This is a genomic window from Neobacillus cucumis, assembly GCF_023715505.1.
Genome location: NZ_JAMBOH010000008.1, coordinates 218958 through 236339, shown reverse-complemented (window position 1 = coordinate 236339; position 17382 = coordinate 218958). Strand labels below are relative to the sequence as shown.

General features: G+C 39.5%; 14 protein-coding genes and 1 rRNA gene. 7 read left to right on the top strand and 8 right to left on the bottom strand.

The window, feature by feature from the left end; translation table 11 throughout:
* The 8 genes from M3226_RS14375 to dnaA form a co-directional block, all read right to left on the bottom strand.
* Positions 1 to 328 (bottom strand): 16S ribosomal RNA (locus tag M3226_RS14375); the annotation flags it as partial.
* Positions 329 to 572: 244 nt separating this feature from the next.
* Positions 573 to 3110, bottom strand: coding sequence for a DNA gyrase subunit A (gyrA, locus tag M3226_RS14370; protein ID WP_251566409.1), 2538 nt, complete (start codon positions 3108 to 3110; stop codon positions 573 to 575).
* A gap of 22 nt (positions 3111 to 3132) precedes the next feature.
* Complete coding sequence (gene gyrB, locus M3226_RS14365) at positions 3133 to 5058, bottom strand: DNA topoisomerase (ATP-hydrolyzing) subunit B (protein ID WP_374110598.1); 1926 nt, start codon at positions 5056 to 5058, stop codon at positions 3133 to 3135.
* A gap of 64 nt (positions 5059 to 5122) precedes the next feature.
* Entirely contained in the window at positions 5123 to 5371 is a 249-nt protein-coding gene (gene remB / locus M3226_RS14360) for an extracellular matrix regulator RemB (RefSeq protein ID WP_251566408.1), read from the bottom strand.
* Between the two features lie 9 nt (positions 5372 to 5380).
* A complete protein-coding gene (gene recF / locus M3226_RS14355; protein ID WP_251566407.1) occupies positions 5381 to 6499 on the bottom strand; it encodes a DNA replication/repair protein RecF in 1119 nt (372 codons plus the stop codon).
* A gap of 18 nt (positions 6500 to 6517) precedes the next feature.
* Positions 6518 to 6733 carry a S4 domain-containing protein YaaA gene (gene yaaA / locus M3226_RS14350; protein ID WP_251566406.1) on the bottom strand — a complete coding sequence of 72 codons (216 nt, stop codon included), beginning with the start codon at positions 6731 to 6733 and terminating at the stop codon, positions 6518 to 6520.
* 181 nt (positions 6734 to 6914) lie between these two features.
* Positions 6915 to 8051, bottom strand: coding sequence for a DNA polymerase III subunit beta (dnaN, locus tag M3226_RS14345; protein WP_251566405.1), 1137 nt, complete (start codon positions 8049 to 8051; stop codon positions 6915 to 6917).
* A gap of 201 nt (positions 8052 to 8252) precedes the next feature.
* Complete coding sequence (dnaA, locus tag M3226_RS14340; protein WP_251566404.1) at positions 8253 to 9599, bottom strand: chromosomal replication initiator protein DnaA; 1347 nt, start codon at positions 9597 to 9599, stop codon at positions 8253 to 8255.
* A 1070-nt stretch (positions 9600 to 10669) separates the two neighbouring features.
* On the opposite strand from dnaA, the gene rpmH reads away from it, so the two are divergent.
* The 7 genes from rpmH to rsmG all read left to right on the top strand — a co-directional run bounded on the left by rpmH (position 10670) and on the right by rsmG (position 17326).
* On the top strand, positions 10670 to 10804 hold the full coding sequence (gene rpmH, locus M3226_RS14335) for a 50S ribosomal protein L34 (protein WP_063255153.1): 135 nt from the start codon (positions 10670 to 10672) through the stop codon (positions 10802 to 10804).
* Positions 10805 to 10921: 117 nt separating this feature from the next.
* Positions 10922 to 11266 (top strand): ribonuclease P protein component, encoded by a 345-nt coding sequence (rnpA, locus tag M3226_RS14330; RefSeq protein WP_251566403.1) that lies wholly within the window; start codon positions 10922 to 10924, stop codon positions 11264 to 11266.
* A 174-nt stretch (positions 11267 to 11440) separates the two neighbouring features.
* Entirely contained in the window at positions 11441 to 12214 is a 774-nt protein-coding gene (gene spoIIIJ / locus M3226_RS14325; protein WP_251566402.1) for a YidC family membrane integrase SpoIIIJ, read from the top strand.
* Positions 12211 to 12834 carry an RNA-binding cell elongation regulator Jag/EloR gene (jag, locus tag M3226_RS14320; protein WP_251566401.1) on the top strand — a complete coding sequence of 208 codons (624 nt, stop codon included), beginning with the start codon at positions 12211 to 12213 and terminating at the stop codon, positions 12832 to 12834. The genes spoIIIJ and jag overlap by 4 nt, the downstream gene beginning before the upstream one ends.
* Positions 12835 to 13135: 301 nt before the next feature.
* Positions 13136 to 14521 (top strand): tRNA uridine-5-carboxymethylaminomethyl(34) synthesis GTPase MnmE, encoded by a 1386-nt coding sequence (gene mnmE / locus M3226_RS14315; protein WP_251566400.1) that lies wholly within the window; start codon positions 13136 to 13138, stop codon positions 14519 to 14521.
* Positions 14522 to 14658: 137 nt separating this feature from the next.
* Positions 14659 to 16548, top strand: a complete 1890-nt coding sequence (gene mnmG / locus M3226_RS14310) for a tRNA uridine-5-carboxymethylaminomethyl(34) synthesis enzyme MnmG (protein WP_251566399.1) — start codon at positions 14659 to 14661, stop codon at positions 16546 to 16548.
* 61 nt (positions 16549 to 16609) lie between these two features.
* The gene (gene rsmG / locus M3226_RS14305; protein ID WP_251566398.1) at positions 16610 to 17326 is read left to right on the top strand and encodes a 16S rRNA (guanine(527)-N(7))-methyltransferase RsmG; all 717 of its coding nucleotides are present in this window, start codon (positions 16610 to 16612) and stop codon (positions 17324 to 17326) included.
* The last annotated feature ends 56 nt before the right edge of the window (positions 17327 to 17382 follow it).

Sequence of the window (17382 nt, the reverse complement as noted above, 5' to 3'; positions counted from 1 at the left end):
GTCCCAGTGTGGCCGATCACCCTCTCAGGTCGGCTACGCATCGTCGCCTTGGTGAGCCGTTACCTCACCAACTAGCTAATGCGCCGCGGGCCCATCTGTAAGTGTCAGCCGAAACCGACTTTCAGCTTTTCCTCATGAGAGGAAAAGGATTATCCGGTATTAGCACCGGTTTCCCGGTGTTATCCCAGTCTTACAGGCAGGTTGCCCACGTGTTACTCACCCGTCCGCCGCTAATCAACAGGAGCAAGCTCCTATTGATTCGCTCGACTTGCATGTATTAGGCACGCCGCCAGCGTTCGTCCTGAGCCAGGATCAAACTCTCCATGAAAGTTGATTAGCTCAATTTGTTACGTTGGCTTAGTTTCTATAATAGAAACTAATATTATGTTTGTTGACGTTTTTGTTTGTTTAGTTTTCAAAGAACAATCCGTCGCCCCGAAGCGACTTAATTAATATACCACCTATATCAAATTGAGTCAACACTATTTTAAAATTTCTTAGAAGATAATATATTTTTATTTACTTTTAGTCATAATAAAAGGAGCACATGTAAGTGCTCCTCTTTATCTATATTACTCTTCACCTTCAGGAGGACTGTCATCTTGACCTTCATCGAGGATTGTTTCATTGCTATCATCTGAACTATTTTCAACTGTTTGCTCATCTTCTTCATCTTCTTCTTTTTCAACCTTTGCAACGGTTGCAACAAACTCGTTTTCACTTTCCTTCAGACTAATCAATTTAACACCTTGTGTATTTCGTCCCATCTGAGAAATACCTGCAACATCGGTTCGGATCAATACACCACCTGTGGTAATCAGCATAAGATCCTCTTCACCAGTTACTGCCCTCATTGATACCAAATTACCGTTTTTATCAGTTACATGGCAGGTCTTGATCCCTTTACCACCACGGCCTTGAATGCGGTATTCAGAAGCAGGTGTACGTTTTCCATAACCGTTTTTGGTTACAATTAGTACGTCATTATCTTCTTCAATCACTTCCATTCCCACAACTTCGTCATCGGAATCAAGGGTAATTCCTTTAACACCTGTTGCAGTACGGCCCATTGACCGAACATCCGTCTCAGGGAAATGGATTAGCATCCCTTTCTTAGTTCCAATAATAATATGTTTGGTCCCATCAGTCAGGCGCACAGAGATTAATTCATCCCCTTCGCGCAGACTTAAGGCGATTAAACCATTGTTGCGGATATGAGCGAAGGAGGACAGTGGTGAACGTTTTGAGATCCCTTCTCTTGTTGTGAAGAACAAGAACCAATCGTCCACAAATTCCTCAACAGGGATAATTGCATTGATCCATTCACCTTTTTCGATACCAAGCAGATTTATAATTGGAATCCCTTTAGCTGTCCTGCTATACTCTGGTATCTCATAGCCCTTGGAACGATATACCTTACCTTTATTGGTAAAGAATAGGATGGTATCATGGGAAGAGGTAGTAATTAAATGTTCAACAAAATCATCTTCATTTGTACCCATTCCTTGTATACCGCGGCCGCCACGTCTCTGTGCACGATAAGTAGACACTGGGAGACGTTTAATATAGCCATTATGGGTCAACGAAATAACAACATTTTCCCGAGGGATTAAATCCTCATCTTCGATATTCTCGATGCCGCCCATAACAATTTCTGTCCGGCGTTTATCATTAAAACGTTCTTTAATTTCTAATAATTCTTCACGAATAATATCAAGAATCTTCTCTTCGTCAGCTAAAATTGCTTTTAGTTCAGCAATAAGCTTCATCAAATTTTGGAATTCTTCCTCAATTTTTTCTCTTTCTAATCCTGTTAACCGCTGCAAACGCATATCTAGAATGGCCTGAGCTTGTTTTTCAGAAAGATTAAACTGGGTCATTAAACCTTCACGGGCAATATCAGTTGTACGGGAGTTTCGGATCAAGGTAATGACAGCATCTAAATTATCTAGTGCAATTCTTAATCCTTCTAAAATATGTGCCCGGGCCTCTGCCTTGTTTAATTCAAACAATGTTCTTCGGCGAATAACCACTTTTTGGTGCTCTAAATAATAGACTAAACATTGCTTTAGGTTTAACACCTTCGGCTGCCCATCGACTAGTGCCAATGTGTTTATACCAAAACTGGTTTGCAAGGCTGTTTGTTTATATAAGTTATTTAAAAGTACATTGGAATTCGCATCTTTACGGACCTCAATAACAATGCGCATTCCCCGGCGGTCAGATTCATCTCTGAGGTCGGTGATGCCTTCAATCTTTTTATCACGGGCTAACTCAGCGATTTTTTCAATTAGTTTCGCTTTATTTACTTGATATGGAATCTCATTAACGATAATTACTTCTTTTCCGTTGGATTTCTGTTCAATCTCAACTTTAGCACGGATGATGATCGAACCGCGGCCTGTTTCATATGCTTTTCTAATTCCACTCCGGCCAATAATGATACCGCCTGTTGGGAAATCCGGACCTGGGATAATTTCCATCAATTCTTGTATAGTGATTTCTGGGTCGCGGCTTACCGCCAATACACCATCAATGACTTCACCTAATTGATGCGGCGGAATATTTGTTGCCATCCCCACCGCAATCCCGGTAGTCCCATTTACTAAAAGGTTGGGGAATCGCGCCGGCAGAACAACTGGCTCTCTTTCCTCACCATCATAGTTGTCTTGATAATCAATAGTATCTTTGTTTAAATCTCTTAATAGTTCCATGGAGATCTTGGACATTCTTGATTCTGTATAACGCATTGCAGCTGCTGAGTCCCCATCAACAGACCCAAAGTTCCCATGACCATCAACCAGCATATAACGATAGTTAAAATCCTGTGCCATCCGGACCATGGTTTCATAAACAGCAGAATCACCATGTGGATGATATTTACCGATAACATCCCCGACGATACGGGCAGACTTTTTATATGGTTTGTCTGCATGGATGCCAAGGTCATGCATGGCATATAAAATACGGCGATGAACCGGTTTTAACCCATCTCTAACATCTGGAAGGGCACGAGAAACAATAACACTCATCGCATAGTCAAGAAAAGATGATTTCATTTCCTGACTAATATTAATTTCGCTTACTTTTGAATTGGGTGTTTCAGTCATATTACCTACCTCCCTCCGCCTTTTATATATCTAAATTCTTTACGTATTGAGCGTTTTCTTCAATGAAGTTACGACGTGGTTCTACCTTCTCACCCATTAACATATCAAATGTTTCATCTGCTTCAATTGCATCTTCAAGACTTACTTGGAGCATACTTCTATTAGCTGGATCCATGGTTGTATCCCATAATTGTTCCGGATTCATCTCACCCAAACCTTTATACCGTTGGATATTGGGTCTTGGTGCAGCTGGCAGCTCTGCAAATATCCGTTCAAGTTCTTTATCATTATAAGCGTACTCAATTCGTTTACCTTGCTGTACCTTATAAAGCGGCGGCTGAGCAATATAAACATAACCTGCTTCTAAAATTTTTCTCATAAAACGGTAAAAGAATGTTAAAAGAAGGGTACGTATGTGAGCTCCATCAACGTCAGCATCCGTCATAATGACCACTTTATGATAACGTGCTTTGGAGATATCAAAATCCTCCCCAATTCCTGTTCCAATCGCTGTAATCATTGCTCGCACTTCATTGTTAGAAAGAATTCTATCTAACCGTGCCTTTTCCACATTAAGAATTTTTCCTCGAAGCGGTAAAATCGCTTGGAAGTGACGATCACGTCCTTGTTTTGCTGATCCTCCAGCGGAATCACCCTCAACGATGTACAATTCACTCTCAGATGGATCTTTGGAAGAACAATCCGCTAATTTACCTGGCAAACTGGAAACCTCTAACGCACTTTTGCGGCGAGTTAATTCTCTGGCCTTCTTGGCAGCAAGCCTCGCCCTTGACGCCATCAAACCTTTATCCACGATTTTCCGTGCAACTGTTGGATTTTCTAATAAAAATTTATCAAAGGTACTCGCAAACACAGTATCAGTAATCGCTCTGACTTCTGAATTTCCAAGTTTTGTTTTTGTTTGTCCTTCAAATTGAGGATCAGGATGTTTGATCGAAACAATCGCTGTGATTCCCTCACGAACATCCTCACCTGAAAGGTTTGGATCACTTTCCTTGAAAATGCCATTTTTCCTGGCATAATCATTTATCACTCTTGTTAAAGCTGTTTTAAAACCCGATTCATGCGTCCCACCCTCATAGGTGTGAATATTATTAGCAAAGGAGTAAATATTCTCTGTATAACCCTCGTTATATTGGAGCGCGACTTCAACACTTATGCCGTCCTTTTCTCCTTCCATGTAGATCGGTTCGTCATGGACAACTTCTTTTGTGCGATTTAAATGCTCAACATATGATTTGATACCGCCATCATAGTGGTACTCATTCCGTTTATTTTCAACACGCTTATCTTCAATCGTGATTTTAATCCCGCGATTAAGAAAAGCAAGTTCACGCAATCGAGTCGCAAGTATGTCATATTCGTAGACCAATGTCTCAGTGAAAATCTCATTATCTGGTTTAAAATGAGTAATCGTACCAGTTTTGTCAGTAGTTCCAATTACTTTTAATTCAGAAGCTACAGCACCACGTTCAAATTTAATCTCATAAATTTTACCGTCACGATGGACATTGACAACAAGTTCTGTAGATAGAGCATTAACAACAGATGCACCAACACCATGTAATCCTCCGGAAACCTTATATCCTCCGCCGCCAAATTTCCCACCGGCGTGAAGGACTGTCATGATAACTTCGACTGCTGGTCTGCCCATTTTTTCTTGAATATCAACTGGTATTCCACGGCCATTATCCTTGACCGTAATACTATTATCTTCTTCAATGATGACATTAATTTCATCACAATAGCCTGCTAAGGCCTCATCAATACTATTATCAACAATTTCCCAAACAAGATGATGTAGACCCTTTCCGCTTGTTGAACCAATATACATACCAGGTCTTTTCCGTACTGCTTCAAGTCCCTCTAGGACCTGAATTTGATCCGCGCCGTATGCTCCCTCTACTGCTTTCTGTTCCAAAGTCATACTTGTTCACCTGCACCTTCTTACAAAAATATCTCTAAAAAAACTAAAGCCATAAAAATTTATATTAAAATTCATGTATACTCATTTGATTTGATCGTTTCTTTAATGTTCCTGAAGCAATGGGGGATAAATAAACCTTGTCATATGTAATAATGACTGATTTATAGGGGTTTTTAGACAAGTTAATGACTCGTTCACTTTGCTGTTTTAAAAATTCTTTCACCAATGTTGATTGATTAGCACTTTCTTTATCTAATATTGAGATAATATCCTTTGCCCTAATATTTAAGTCTTCCCCGATGTGAATATACATTGGCCCACCTCAATTAACCTTCTTTATGGTGCCTGCCTGCACGATATAGGTTGAAGCATCTTTCAAAGTCTGATGATCAATTCCTTCGACACTTGTTGTGGTTACAAATGTCTGAACTCTCCCTTGAATGGTATTGAGCAAATGGGATTGCCTGTAATCATCTAATTCGGATAAAACATCATCAAGCAAAAGAATCGGATACTCCCCAATTTCATTATGAATCAATTCAATTTCAGCAAGTTTAACAGAGAGGGCCGTTGTTCGTTGCTGCCCTTGGGAACCAAAGGTTTGAACATCCCTTCCATTAACGAAAAACAATAAGTCATCACGATGGGGACCAAACAGGGTCGTACCTCGCTCCATTTCCCTTGTTCTTACCTTAGAAAATTTTTCCTGAAAGCTTTCTATCATTTTCGACAAATCTTGGCCTTCTAATACCTCTACTGAAGGTTTATACATAATTTCAAGTGTTTCTAAGCCTCTTGAAATTCCTTGATGAATAGGTTTCGCCCAATTTTCAAGTAATCTCAGGAATTCAAATCTCTTTTTAACCACTTTCACAGCCATGTCAATAAATTGCTCGGTTAAGACCTCGAGCATAGTTGGATCGTTTTGTTTTTTGATTTGCATCATTTTTAAATAATGGTTGCGTTGTTGAAGTATTTTTTGATATTGACTCATATCATGTAGATAAATTGGCGATACCTGGCCAATTTCCATATCAATAAATCGTCTCCGTACTTGTGGGCTGCCTTTAACAATATTTAAATCCTCGGGTGCAAACATGACCACATTCATGTTTCCAACGTATTGACTTAATTTTTGCTGTTCAATATGATTGCACCTGGCTTTTTTTCCCTTTTTAGAAATAACCAGCTCGAGGGGCAGAGAGCTGTGTTGTTTTTGAATCCTTCCCTCTATTTTAGCATACTCCTGGTCCCAGCGAATAAGTTCTTTATCGTTCGATGTGCGGTGAGACTTGGCCATTGCTAACACATAGATGGATTCCATCACATTCGTTTTTCCTTGGGCATTTTCACCCAAAATAACATTTACTTTATTTTCAAACTCTACGAATAATTCGTCATAGTTCCGATAATTTTTAAGTGCTAATTTCTCTATAAACATGGTAACAACATCCTTTAGCTACTCGCTAATCACAAATTCTCCAAAGCCGGCTATCTGGACTGTGTCACCAACGCGGAGCTTTCTTCCTCTTCTTTGGTCTTGCTCACCATTGATAAATATTTCATGCTCACTCAAAAACCATTTGGCCATACCGCCTGTCTGGATTACATCAGCCAGCTTTAAAAATTGCCCTAATGTAATATATTCGGTATCCAATTTAATTTTTTCAGGCATCTTTTCATCCTCATTTCTAAAAATGGTCCCAATACTTTATTTTACTAAAAAAATGAGTCGGACACAAAGGAAACTCGAAAAAAATAATAGCAAACGATTAGGACTGCATCGAAAAAAACCTTCTGTTACATAAAGATAGCCACCAAAAAGATGGTGGCGTATAGGTTGTAAGCTTCGTTGATTAGTATGTCCTTACTGGTAAAATAAGCTGCAAAATAGTTTCATCATGAAGTGGACGAATAACAAACGGACGCATCGCACCAGTAAAGCTTACTTTAATATCCGTTCCTTCAAATGCCTTAAGGGCATCCATCATATATTTTGCACTAAAAGAAATTTTCAACTCTTCACCATCAATGGACTGGCTTTGAATTTCCTCTACTACTTTCCCGATTTCCGGTGTATTCGAAGATATTTCAATGGTTCCTTCATCAAACGTGGACAACTTAACCACATTATTTCTTCCTTCGCGTGCTAAGAGGGAAGCACGGTCAATAGCCTGTAAGAATTCCTTGGTATTTACGGTTACCTCGGTTTTACTTTCATTTGGAATTAATCTAGAAGTATCAGGATAGTTTCCTTCTAATAATCTTGAGAAAAATAATAAATGCTTTGCTTTAAATAAAATTTGATTTTCTGTAATAACAATATCAATTAATTCATGCGAGTCATCAATAATTTTACTTAATTCATTTAAACTTTTTCCAGGAATAACCACATTATAGTTTTCATGATTTTCTGTTTCAATTTTAGCTTTTCTTAATGCAAGACGATGGCTGTCTGTTGCAATACAGGTTAATTCCTCATTTTCGATCTGCCAGTTTACACCTGTCAAGATGGGGCGTGTTTCTGAGGTGGACACTGCAAAATGTGTTTGACGGATCATCGCTTTTAAAAGATCGGTTGCAATATGAAATTTGTTGTTCTCTTCAATTTGCGGAAGATGTGGATATTCTTCTGCATCAAGACCGTTTAGGTTAAATTCTGACTTACCAGAGCGAATCACGGTTTGTAACGAGCCTAAGACTTCGATTTCAACTGTATCGGTAGGTAGCTTCTTAACGATTTCACTAAAAAATTTAGCTTGGAGGACAATCGCACCAGTTTGTCTGATTTCAACAATTTCATCTCCAGCAACCTCTTTTGGAATAAACGATTCAATTGATATATCTGAGTCACTTCCGGTTAGAGTAACTCCCTCAGCTGTTGCTGTAATTTTAATCCCCGTTAAGATTGGTATCGTCGTTCTGGATGTGACAGCCTTCATTACCTCTTGAACACTTTGAACTAATCGGTCCCGCTGGATGATAAATTTCATGGCATTTAATCCTCCGTTTTATGCATATTTTTTTTGCTGTAACATATAATAATATTTTTTAAAAAATTAGTAGAAGTACTAGTAGGCCCTGTTAGTATGTGGATAACTCTAATTTATCAATAGAAACACAGCCTATCCACATGTGGACAGACTGTGTATAGATTCTAAGAAGTTATTCACAGTTTGAACAAAAAAATTTATCTATATTTTTAAAATTTCATGAAGTTCCTTCATTTGTTTTTGCAAGGTTGAATCTGTTTGAAGGAGCTTCGAAATTTTTTCATGTGCATGAATGACGGTTGTGTGGTCACGACCGCCGAACTCTTCTCCTATTTTTGGCAAGGAGTAATCGGTTAATTCACGTGATAAATACATCGCAATTTGCCGTGGGAATGCTACAGACTTAGTCCGTTTTTTTGCTTTGAAGTCCTCTAATTTAATACTAAAATGCTCCCCAACAGTCTTTTGAATTTCATGGATGGTTATGACCTTGGGCTTAGAGCTTGGGATAATATCTTTTAATGCTTCAGCAGCCAGATCGGCATTTATATCTTTATTGATTAAAGAGGAGTAGGCCACCACACGAATGAGTGCACCTTCAAGTTCCCTAATATTCGAATCAATTTGATTAGCAATATAAAGCATGACTTCATTAGGAATATCTAAACCTTCTGCCTTCGCCTTTTTCCTGAGAATCGCTATTCTCGTCTCCAAATCAGGAGGAGTGATATCGGTGATCAGCCCCCATTCAAATCGTGAACGCAGGCGGTCCTCAAGCGTTGGAATCTCCCTTGGCGGGCGGTCACTTGAGATAATAATTTGTTTGCTCTCCTCATGCAGGGCATTAAAGGTATGGAAAAATTCTTCCTGGGTTGATTCTTTTCCGGCCAAAAACTGAATATCATCAATAAGTAAGATATCAACATTTCGATACTTATTGCGGAAACTCTCTGCTTTATTGTCACGAATCGAGTTAATGAATTCATTCGTGAACTTTTCAGATGATAGATAAACTACCTTTGCAGCTGGATTATGATCCAAAACATAATGGCCTATCGCGTGCATTAAGTGTGTTTTTCCTAATCCCACGCCCCCATAGATAAATAAGGGATTATATGCTTTAGCTGGTGCCTCTGCTACCGCAAGGGAGGCTGCGTGGGCAAAGCGGTTGCCTGAGCCGATAACAAAAGTATCAAAGGTATATTTCTGATTTAAGATGCCCTGCGGGAATTCGGCATGGTCATCATCCTTTTTCACCTTTTTAGGCGGCAGCTGGACGTCATTATCTGCATCATTTTGGTTTTGCGGAATGATAAATTTTACAGATAGCTCTTCACCAGTTATTTCATAAAGGATTCCTGAGATTAACTGGGAGTATCGCTCCTCAAGCCAGTCGCGTGCAAATTCATTTGGAGCGGTAATCACTAGAAGATTACCTTGAAGGGAATGGGCCTTTGTAGATTTTAGCCAAGTATCAAAGCTAGGCTTGCTTATTTTCTTCTCGATATTTGCCAGCGCTGCATTCCAAAGATCCGCAATATTTTCCAACTAGTATCCCTCCTTCATATTTTTTATAAAAACCATTTATCTTAACTGACACTCTCTCTATTACTGTCTAACTCCCAAATAATATTTTTCAATCGGCTGATGCCCCAGAAAAATAGATTGTACCGGCAGTACAACCTATTAATTTATAAATATACAAAATAGTGATTGTGGAAAAACTTATAATAAGGAAATAAAGTGGAGTTTCGACAATATCCACCGCTTGTGGACAAGTTTTTACAGAACGCTTGGATAAACTATCCACATGTTATCCACAATTTGTGGATAACTTATTATCTGTGATGAAGTTATTCAGAGTGAAAACACAAATATAATAACAAATAATTGCCTTGGGTGCAATGCTTTTTCGTAGTTTATCCACAAGTGTCACAATCTGTGTGCAAAAATTGTCCACAACCTGAAGGTTTGTGTAAAACCTGTCAATATCATGTGTGGATAATAAAAATAATGTCGAAAAATTATCCACAACACAGAAAAGCGGAGGCGACCGTTTAGCGACGTATGGATTGGTACCGCTTCGTATGAGATAAAGGAAACACGAAGAGCGCTAGCGATTCGATGTTGACTTATCGTAAGGAGGAGCGGGCCAATACACTAGTCGCTGGTCGCCGGAGCTAGACAATCCAGAAAAGCGGAAGCGCCTTGATCAGGGGCGACAGGCATAAGACGGGCCGGCGAGAAGGCTGCACTTTAGCCTTCTTGACGGAATGGCTTATGACCCCGAGCCCCTAGGCGCTGAAGCTGGACAACATAGAAAAGCGGAGGCACCGTTTAGCGACGTATGGATTGGAACTGCTCCGAATGAGATAAAGGAAACACGCTGGACAATTTTTAAAGCAGTATGTAGTATGTGGAAGTGTTCAGGTCTCTGTTAAAGGATCGACATCTTATCGATATAATTTCTAGTATCGGTAGAACTCATACCGAAAAATATTGGAAATTAGGAATAATCTTTAGAGGGTTGTTGACAATTGCAAGTAGACGTCTTTATAATAAGTAAGACTGTCAATTAAGTTTTAACTTGATAGCTATTCCTCAGGGAGGTGTCATATATGAAAAGAACGTATCAACCAAATAAACGTAAACATAGTAAAGTTCACGGATTCCGCAGTCGTATGAGCTCAGCAAACGGACGTAAGGTTCTTGCTCGCCGTCGTCAAAAAGGAAGAAAAGTATTATCAGCTTAGGCCACTGAACGTCTCAGTGGTCTTTTTTTCAATTATAGTGGAAGCGCTGTAACATAGCCTTGACCATTATTTTATGAAAATTGAAAGAATACATCATAAGATAAAGGAGTTTTTTTTATGAAAAAAGAATTCCGAATAAAGAAGAATAATGACTTTCAGGCTGCATTTAAGAAGGGCCGATCGTTTGCGAACCGGCAATTTGTAGTCTATTCATTAGAAAAAGAGGAACAAGATTATTTTCGCATCGGCTTGTCTGTAAGTAAAAAGATTGGAAATGCTGTTACCAGAAATAGAATTAAACGCTATGTGAGACAAGCTGTCTTTGAACTTCAGGAGCAACTAGCGATGGGGAACGACTATGTGATTATTGCTAGAAAACCTGTTGCTGAGATGGACTTTTTTGAAGTGAAAAAAAGTCTTACCCATGTAATGAAGGTTGGTAAAGTATTGAAGAAAAACTAAATTACTAAGAAAAAAGTTAAAATAAACCAGAAGAGTGAAGACATTCTCTTAAAAAAAATGCTAAAATAAAACCTGAAGTGCTAAGTTTTCAAAAAAATGCCTTGATTAGTAATAAGAAGAAGTGATTACATATCAAATAATAGTTACTACATAGAGGTAAGGAGGAAATTTTGGTTGAAAAAACGAATATTACTTTCGTTCGGCGTTCTAACTGTATTCTTATTTTTAACTGGCTGCAGTGAAATTAAAAGGCCAATTACATCAGAAAGTACAGGCTTTTGGAATGAATATATTGTCTATCCCTTGTCATGGTTACTAAAAGAAGGTGCACATTTGCTGGGGGGAAGCTATGGTTTATCGCTAATTGTGGTAACCCTTGTCATTCGTCTAGCGATCCTGCCGCTTATGATCAAGCAAACGAGAAGCTCTAAGGCGATGCAGGCTTTGCAGCCGGAGATGAAAGCACTACGTGAAAAGTATAGCTCTAAAGACCAAAAGACACAGCAAAAGCTTCAGCAGGAAACAATGGCACTTTTTCAAAAGCATGGTGTGAATCCGATGGCCGGCTGTTTCCCGTTAATCGTGCAAATGCCGATTTTAATTGGTTTCTATCATGCTATCTCAAGGACAAGAGAAATTGCCTCAGACAGTTTCCTTTGGTTTGATCTCGGAGAAAAGGACCCTTATTATATCCTGCCAATCATTGCAGGAATTACGACCTTTATCCAGCAAAAAATGATGATGGCAGGACAAGAGAAAAATCCGCAAATGGCCATGATGCTCTGGATGATGCCAATTATGATTGTTTTCTTTGCATTTAGTTTCCCTGCAGCCCTTTCATTGTATTGGGTTGTCGGAAATATATTTATGATTGTACAAACCTACTTTATCAAAGGACCGGACCTAAAGGCGCAGGCCGCCGGTAATGCGGGAGGAGCAAAAAAGTGAAACAGGTAACTGCTACAGGACAAACTGTCGAAGAAGCAGTAGGATCAGCTTTAGCTCAATTAAATATCACCAAAGACCGCGCAGATGTGGATATAATCGATGAAGGCAAAAAAGGAATCTTCGGTATTTTCGGATCAAGGCCAGCTGTTGTTAAAGTGACCGTGATTTTTGATCCGATTGAAGAGGCAAAGAAGTTTTTAACACAAGTTAGCGAACAAATGGGTGCACCGGCGGAAATTGAAATTAAGCGGGACGGTAAACAAGTGACCTTTGTAATGACGGGTGAAAAAATTGCTCTTTTAATTGGAAAAAGAGGTCAAACGCTAAATTCACTTCAATATTTAACACAGCTAGTCATTAACCGCTTTTCAAATCAGTATTTAACTGTGATTTTAGATGCCGAAGATTACCGGAATCGCCGAAGTGAAACACTCATTCAGCTGGCCTACCGGCTTGCTGGTAAAGCAATAAAGACGGGAAAAGATGTAGCATTGGAACCAATGCCGTCGTATGAGCGTAAAGTTATTCACTCTGCTTTATCTGAAAACAGACGCGTTAAAACACTTTCAGACGGAACTGAACCTCATCGATTTATCGTTATTACTCCAGTGAAAAGATAAGAATTAAAAATTATTGAAGACATTCTACCAGTAGAGTGTCTTTTTTTTGTGCTGTTTTTTTAAAATTGTTAGCTGTTGATAACTTTTATTATTTCATCAAAAGAAATGTGCTGACCTCATCTTATTGTTATTCACATGTTGATAAGTTAAAATAATAAAAGGACAAATGGAGATTGTGGATAAGTGGTTAGACCAAGTTTGTTTACTTTTTTAACAGATACTGATGTGGTATTCTATTTTTTTGGATATAAAACTTGAATCAATACAATAGATTTAACTTTTAAAATGTGAGGTGAAATAAATGGAATTTGATACAATTGCGGCGATTTCAACTCCGATGGGAGAGGGTGCAATTGCGATTGTGCGCTTGAGTGGTGATGATGCAATTCGAATAGCGGACAAGCTGTTTAAAGGAATTGGCGGGAAAAAGCTTATCAATGTTCCCTCTCACACCATTCACTACGGGCACTTACTCGATCCGAAAAGTGGTGAAGTGATCGAAGAGATTATGATTTCGGTTATGAAGGGACCAAAAACGTTCACGAAAGAGGATGTAGTCGAAATTAATTGCCATGGAGGAATAGTTTCTGTCAATCGAGTGCTCCAGCAGGTGTTAAAATATGGAGCAAGATTGGCTGAGCCGGGAGAGTTTACGAAACGTGCCTTTTTAAATGGACGGATTGATTTATCGCAGGCAGAGGCCGTAATGGATTTAATCCGGGCAAAAACAGATCGGGCAATGAATGTAGCCCTTGGCCAAATGGAAGGCCGACTCTCAAAATTAATTCGAACATTACGCCAGGAAATATTAGAAGTTTTAGCGCATGTGGAAGTAAATATTGATTATCCGGAATATGACGATGTCGAGGAAATGACACATAAGCTGCTTTTAGAAAAAGCCCATTTTGTGCGGGAGGAAATCCAAAAACTATTACAAACATCCGAACAAGGAAAAATATTACGAGAAGGCTTATCGACCGTTATTGTTGGCCGGCCAAATGTCGGAAAATCTTCTTTATTAAATAGTCTTGTTCATGAAAATAAAGCAATTGTTACGGATATCCCAGGGACGACCCGGGACGTCATTGAAGAATATGTGAATGTCCGTGGTGTTCCACTTCGATTATTAGATACGGCCGGAATTCGGGAAACTGAGGATATTGTTGAACGAATTGGCGTCGAGCGTTCCCGTCAAGTTTTAAAAGAAGCGGATCTGATTTTACTTGTGTTAAATTATTCAGACCAACTCACCGAGGAAGATGAGAATCTGTTTGAAGTGGTCAATGGAATGGATGTTATCGTGATTGTAAATAAGACAGACCTGCCGCAACAAATTGATATGGAACGGGTTCGTGAGCTTGCTAGAGAGCATAAATTGGTGACCACTTCTTTATTGGAAGAGCTTGGTGTCGATGCTCTTGAGGAAGCCATTTCTTCTTTATTTTTCTCAGGGTCTATTGAATCAGGAGATATGACATATGTTTCAAACACCCGCCATATTGCAGTATTGAATCAAAGTCTTCAAACCATAGAAGATGCAATTGAGGGTGTTGAAATGGGTGTTCCCATTGATATCGTTCAAATTGATATGACTCGGACATGGGAGCTGCTTGGTGAAATTATTGGTGATAGTGTTCATGAAAGCCTGATTGACCAGCTGTTCTCACAATTTTGCTTAGGAAAGTAGAAATCCAGACGGGCGTTCGTTTTACTATCGCCTGTTCTGGACAGGATAATTAAAAAAAGCGTTCGTTTTCATTCTTGGTAAGAATGGAGCCTAGGAGAAGCAACGTTTCCGTAATGGTACGGAAAAGGAGGAAACACATGCAATACGAAGCAGGAAAATTTGACGTTATTGTCGTTGGTGCTGGGCATGCCGGATGTGAATCAGGATTGGCTGCAGCAAGACTTGGCGCAAATACATTAATGATTACAATCAACTTAGATATGGTGGCATTTATGCCATGCAATCCGTCTGTAGGCGGACCGGCAAAGGGAATTGTGGTCCGTGAGATTGACGCTCTCGGCGGGGAAATGGGGAAAAATATTGATAAAACCTATATCCAGATGAGGATGTTAAATACAGGCAAGGGACCAGCTGTTAGAGCCTTAAGGGCGCAGGCAGATAAATATGCTTATCAACATGAAATGAAAAAGACACTCGAAGAGGAACCTAATTTAACCCTGCTCCAAGGTATGGTTGAACAATTAATCGTTGAGGATGGAATTGTTCAAGGGGTTATCACAAAAACAGGTGCAATCTACCGCTCCAAAACGGTGGTTATTACAACAGGAACCTATTTACGCGGAGAAATTATCCTAGGTGAATTAAAATATTCAAGCGGTCCCAATAACCAGCAGCCGTCTATTAGATTGTCTGAGCACTTGGAAGAGCTTGGATTTGAATTAGTCCGCTTTAAAACTGGAACACCGCCAAGGGTAAATAGCAATACCATTGATTATAGCAAGACGGAAATACAACCGGGTGACGAGGTTCCAAGAGCCTTTTCCTATGAAACGACTAAATATATTACCGACCAGCTGCCATGCTGGTTAACTTATACAAATGATCAAACACATCAAATTATTGATAACAATCTGCATCGTTCGCCAATGTTTTCCGGCATGATTAAAGGAACAGGCCCAAGGTACTGTCCATCTATCGAAGATAAAGTGGTTCGTTTTAATGACAAGCCGCGTCATCAAATCTTCCTTGAACCGGAAGGAAGACATACACAAGAGGTCTATGTGCAGGGAATGTCCACAAGCCTTCCTGAAGATGTGCAGATACAGATACTTAAAACCGTTCCTGGCCTGGAAAATGCTCAAATGATGAGGGCTGGGTATGCCATTGAATATGATGCAATTGTTCCAACACAGTTATGGCCTACATTAGAAACAAAGGTTGTCAAAAACCTATACACAGCCGGCCAAATTAATGGAACGAGCGGTTATGAAGAAGCCGCGGGTCAGGGTATTATGGCTGGTATAAATGCAGGGTTAAATGCTTTAGGCAAAGAGCAATTAATTTTAAGTCGTTCAGATGCTTATATTGGTGTATTAATTGATGATTTAATCACAAAAGGAACCAATGAACCTTATCGTTTGTTGACCTCACGTGCAGAATATCGCCTGTTACTGCGTCATGATAATGCCGATCTGCGTTTGACGGAGATTGGGCATAAGATTGGCCTAATCCGTAATGAACGGTATGAAGCATTTTTAGTTAAGAAAAAGGCGATCGAGGCAGAAAGGGAACGTCTACAGTCGATTATTTTAAAACCATCTGCTGAAGTCCAAGAGTTGATTCGCAGCATCGGCGGCAGTGAGCTTAAAGACGGGATCCGTGCTTCCGACTTATTAAAGCGGCCAGAGATGACGTATGAGTTATTAGAAAAATTAACTAAGAGCGAACTGCCTTTGGATGATGACATCAAAGAACAAGTAGAAATTCAAATTAAATACGAGGGCTATATTGATAAATCAATACAGCAAGTTGAACGGCTTAAGAAAATGGAGAACAAACGAATACCTGAAAATATCGATTACGATGCGATTAACGGACTGGCGACAGAAGCAAAACAAAAACTTAAGAAAATTAAACCTGTTTCCATTGCTCAGGCATCCCGTATTTCCGGCGTTAATCCAGCAGATATTTCCATCCTGCTTGTATACCTCGAACAAGGCCGAATTGCCAGGGTATCAAACGAATAAGAAAAGCAAAGGAAGAAGAGCTCTAATATAATGGGCTCTTCCCAGTGAGGAAGATTTGTTAATGAATATTGAACAATTTACAGCGAACCTTCAGGAGAAGGGGATCTCCCTTTCTGAAAAACAGCTTAACCAGTTTGAAGTCTATTTTACAACCTTGGTTGAGTGGAACGAAAAAATGAACCTTACCGCCATCACAGAAAAGAAGGATGTATATTTAAAGCATTTTTATGACTCAATTACCGCTTCCTTCTATTTTGATTTTTCAAAGCCTTTTCATTTATGCGATGTAGGTGCCGGGGCTGGTTTTCCAAGCATCCCGTTAAAAATTGTTTATCCACAGATTGAAGTGACGATTGTAGACTCGTTAAACAAGCGGATTTCCTTCTTAAACCATCTGGCAGATGTTTTAAATTTGGAAAATATTCATTTTGTTCATGACCGCGCGGAAACTTTTGGTGTCAATCCTGCTTACCGGGAAACCTTTGATGTCGTGACGGCACGAGCGGTGGCCAGAATGTCTGTATTAAGTGAGTTTTGTTTACCATTAGCAAAAGTAGGCGGACATTTTCTTGCAATGAAAGCTTTACACGCTAAGGATGAATTAGACGCCGCGCAAAAGGCAATTTCGACTCTCGGAGGCAAGGTTGAAAAGGTCCATACATTTACGCTGCCAATGGAAGATAGTGAACGAACCATATTGATTATAAAAAAAGAAAAACAGACGCCAAAGAAGTATCCGCGCAAGCCAGGTACACCTGGCAAATCGCCAATTGAATAACCCCAGCTGCTGCAGGTTTTGGCTGGTTTACGTTTAATAGCACATAACAATTTTTA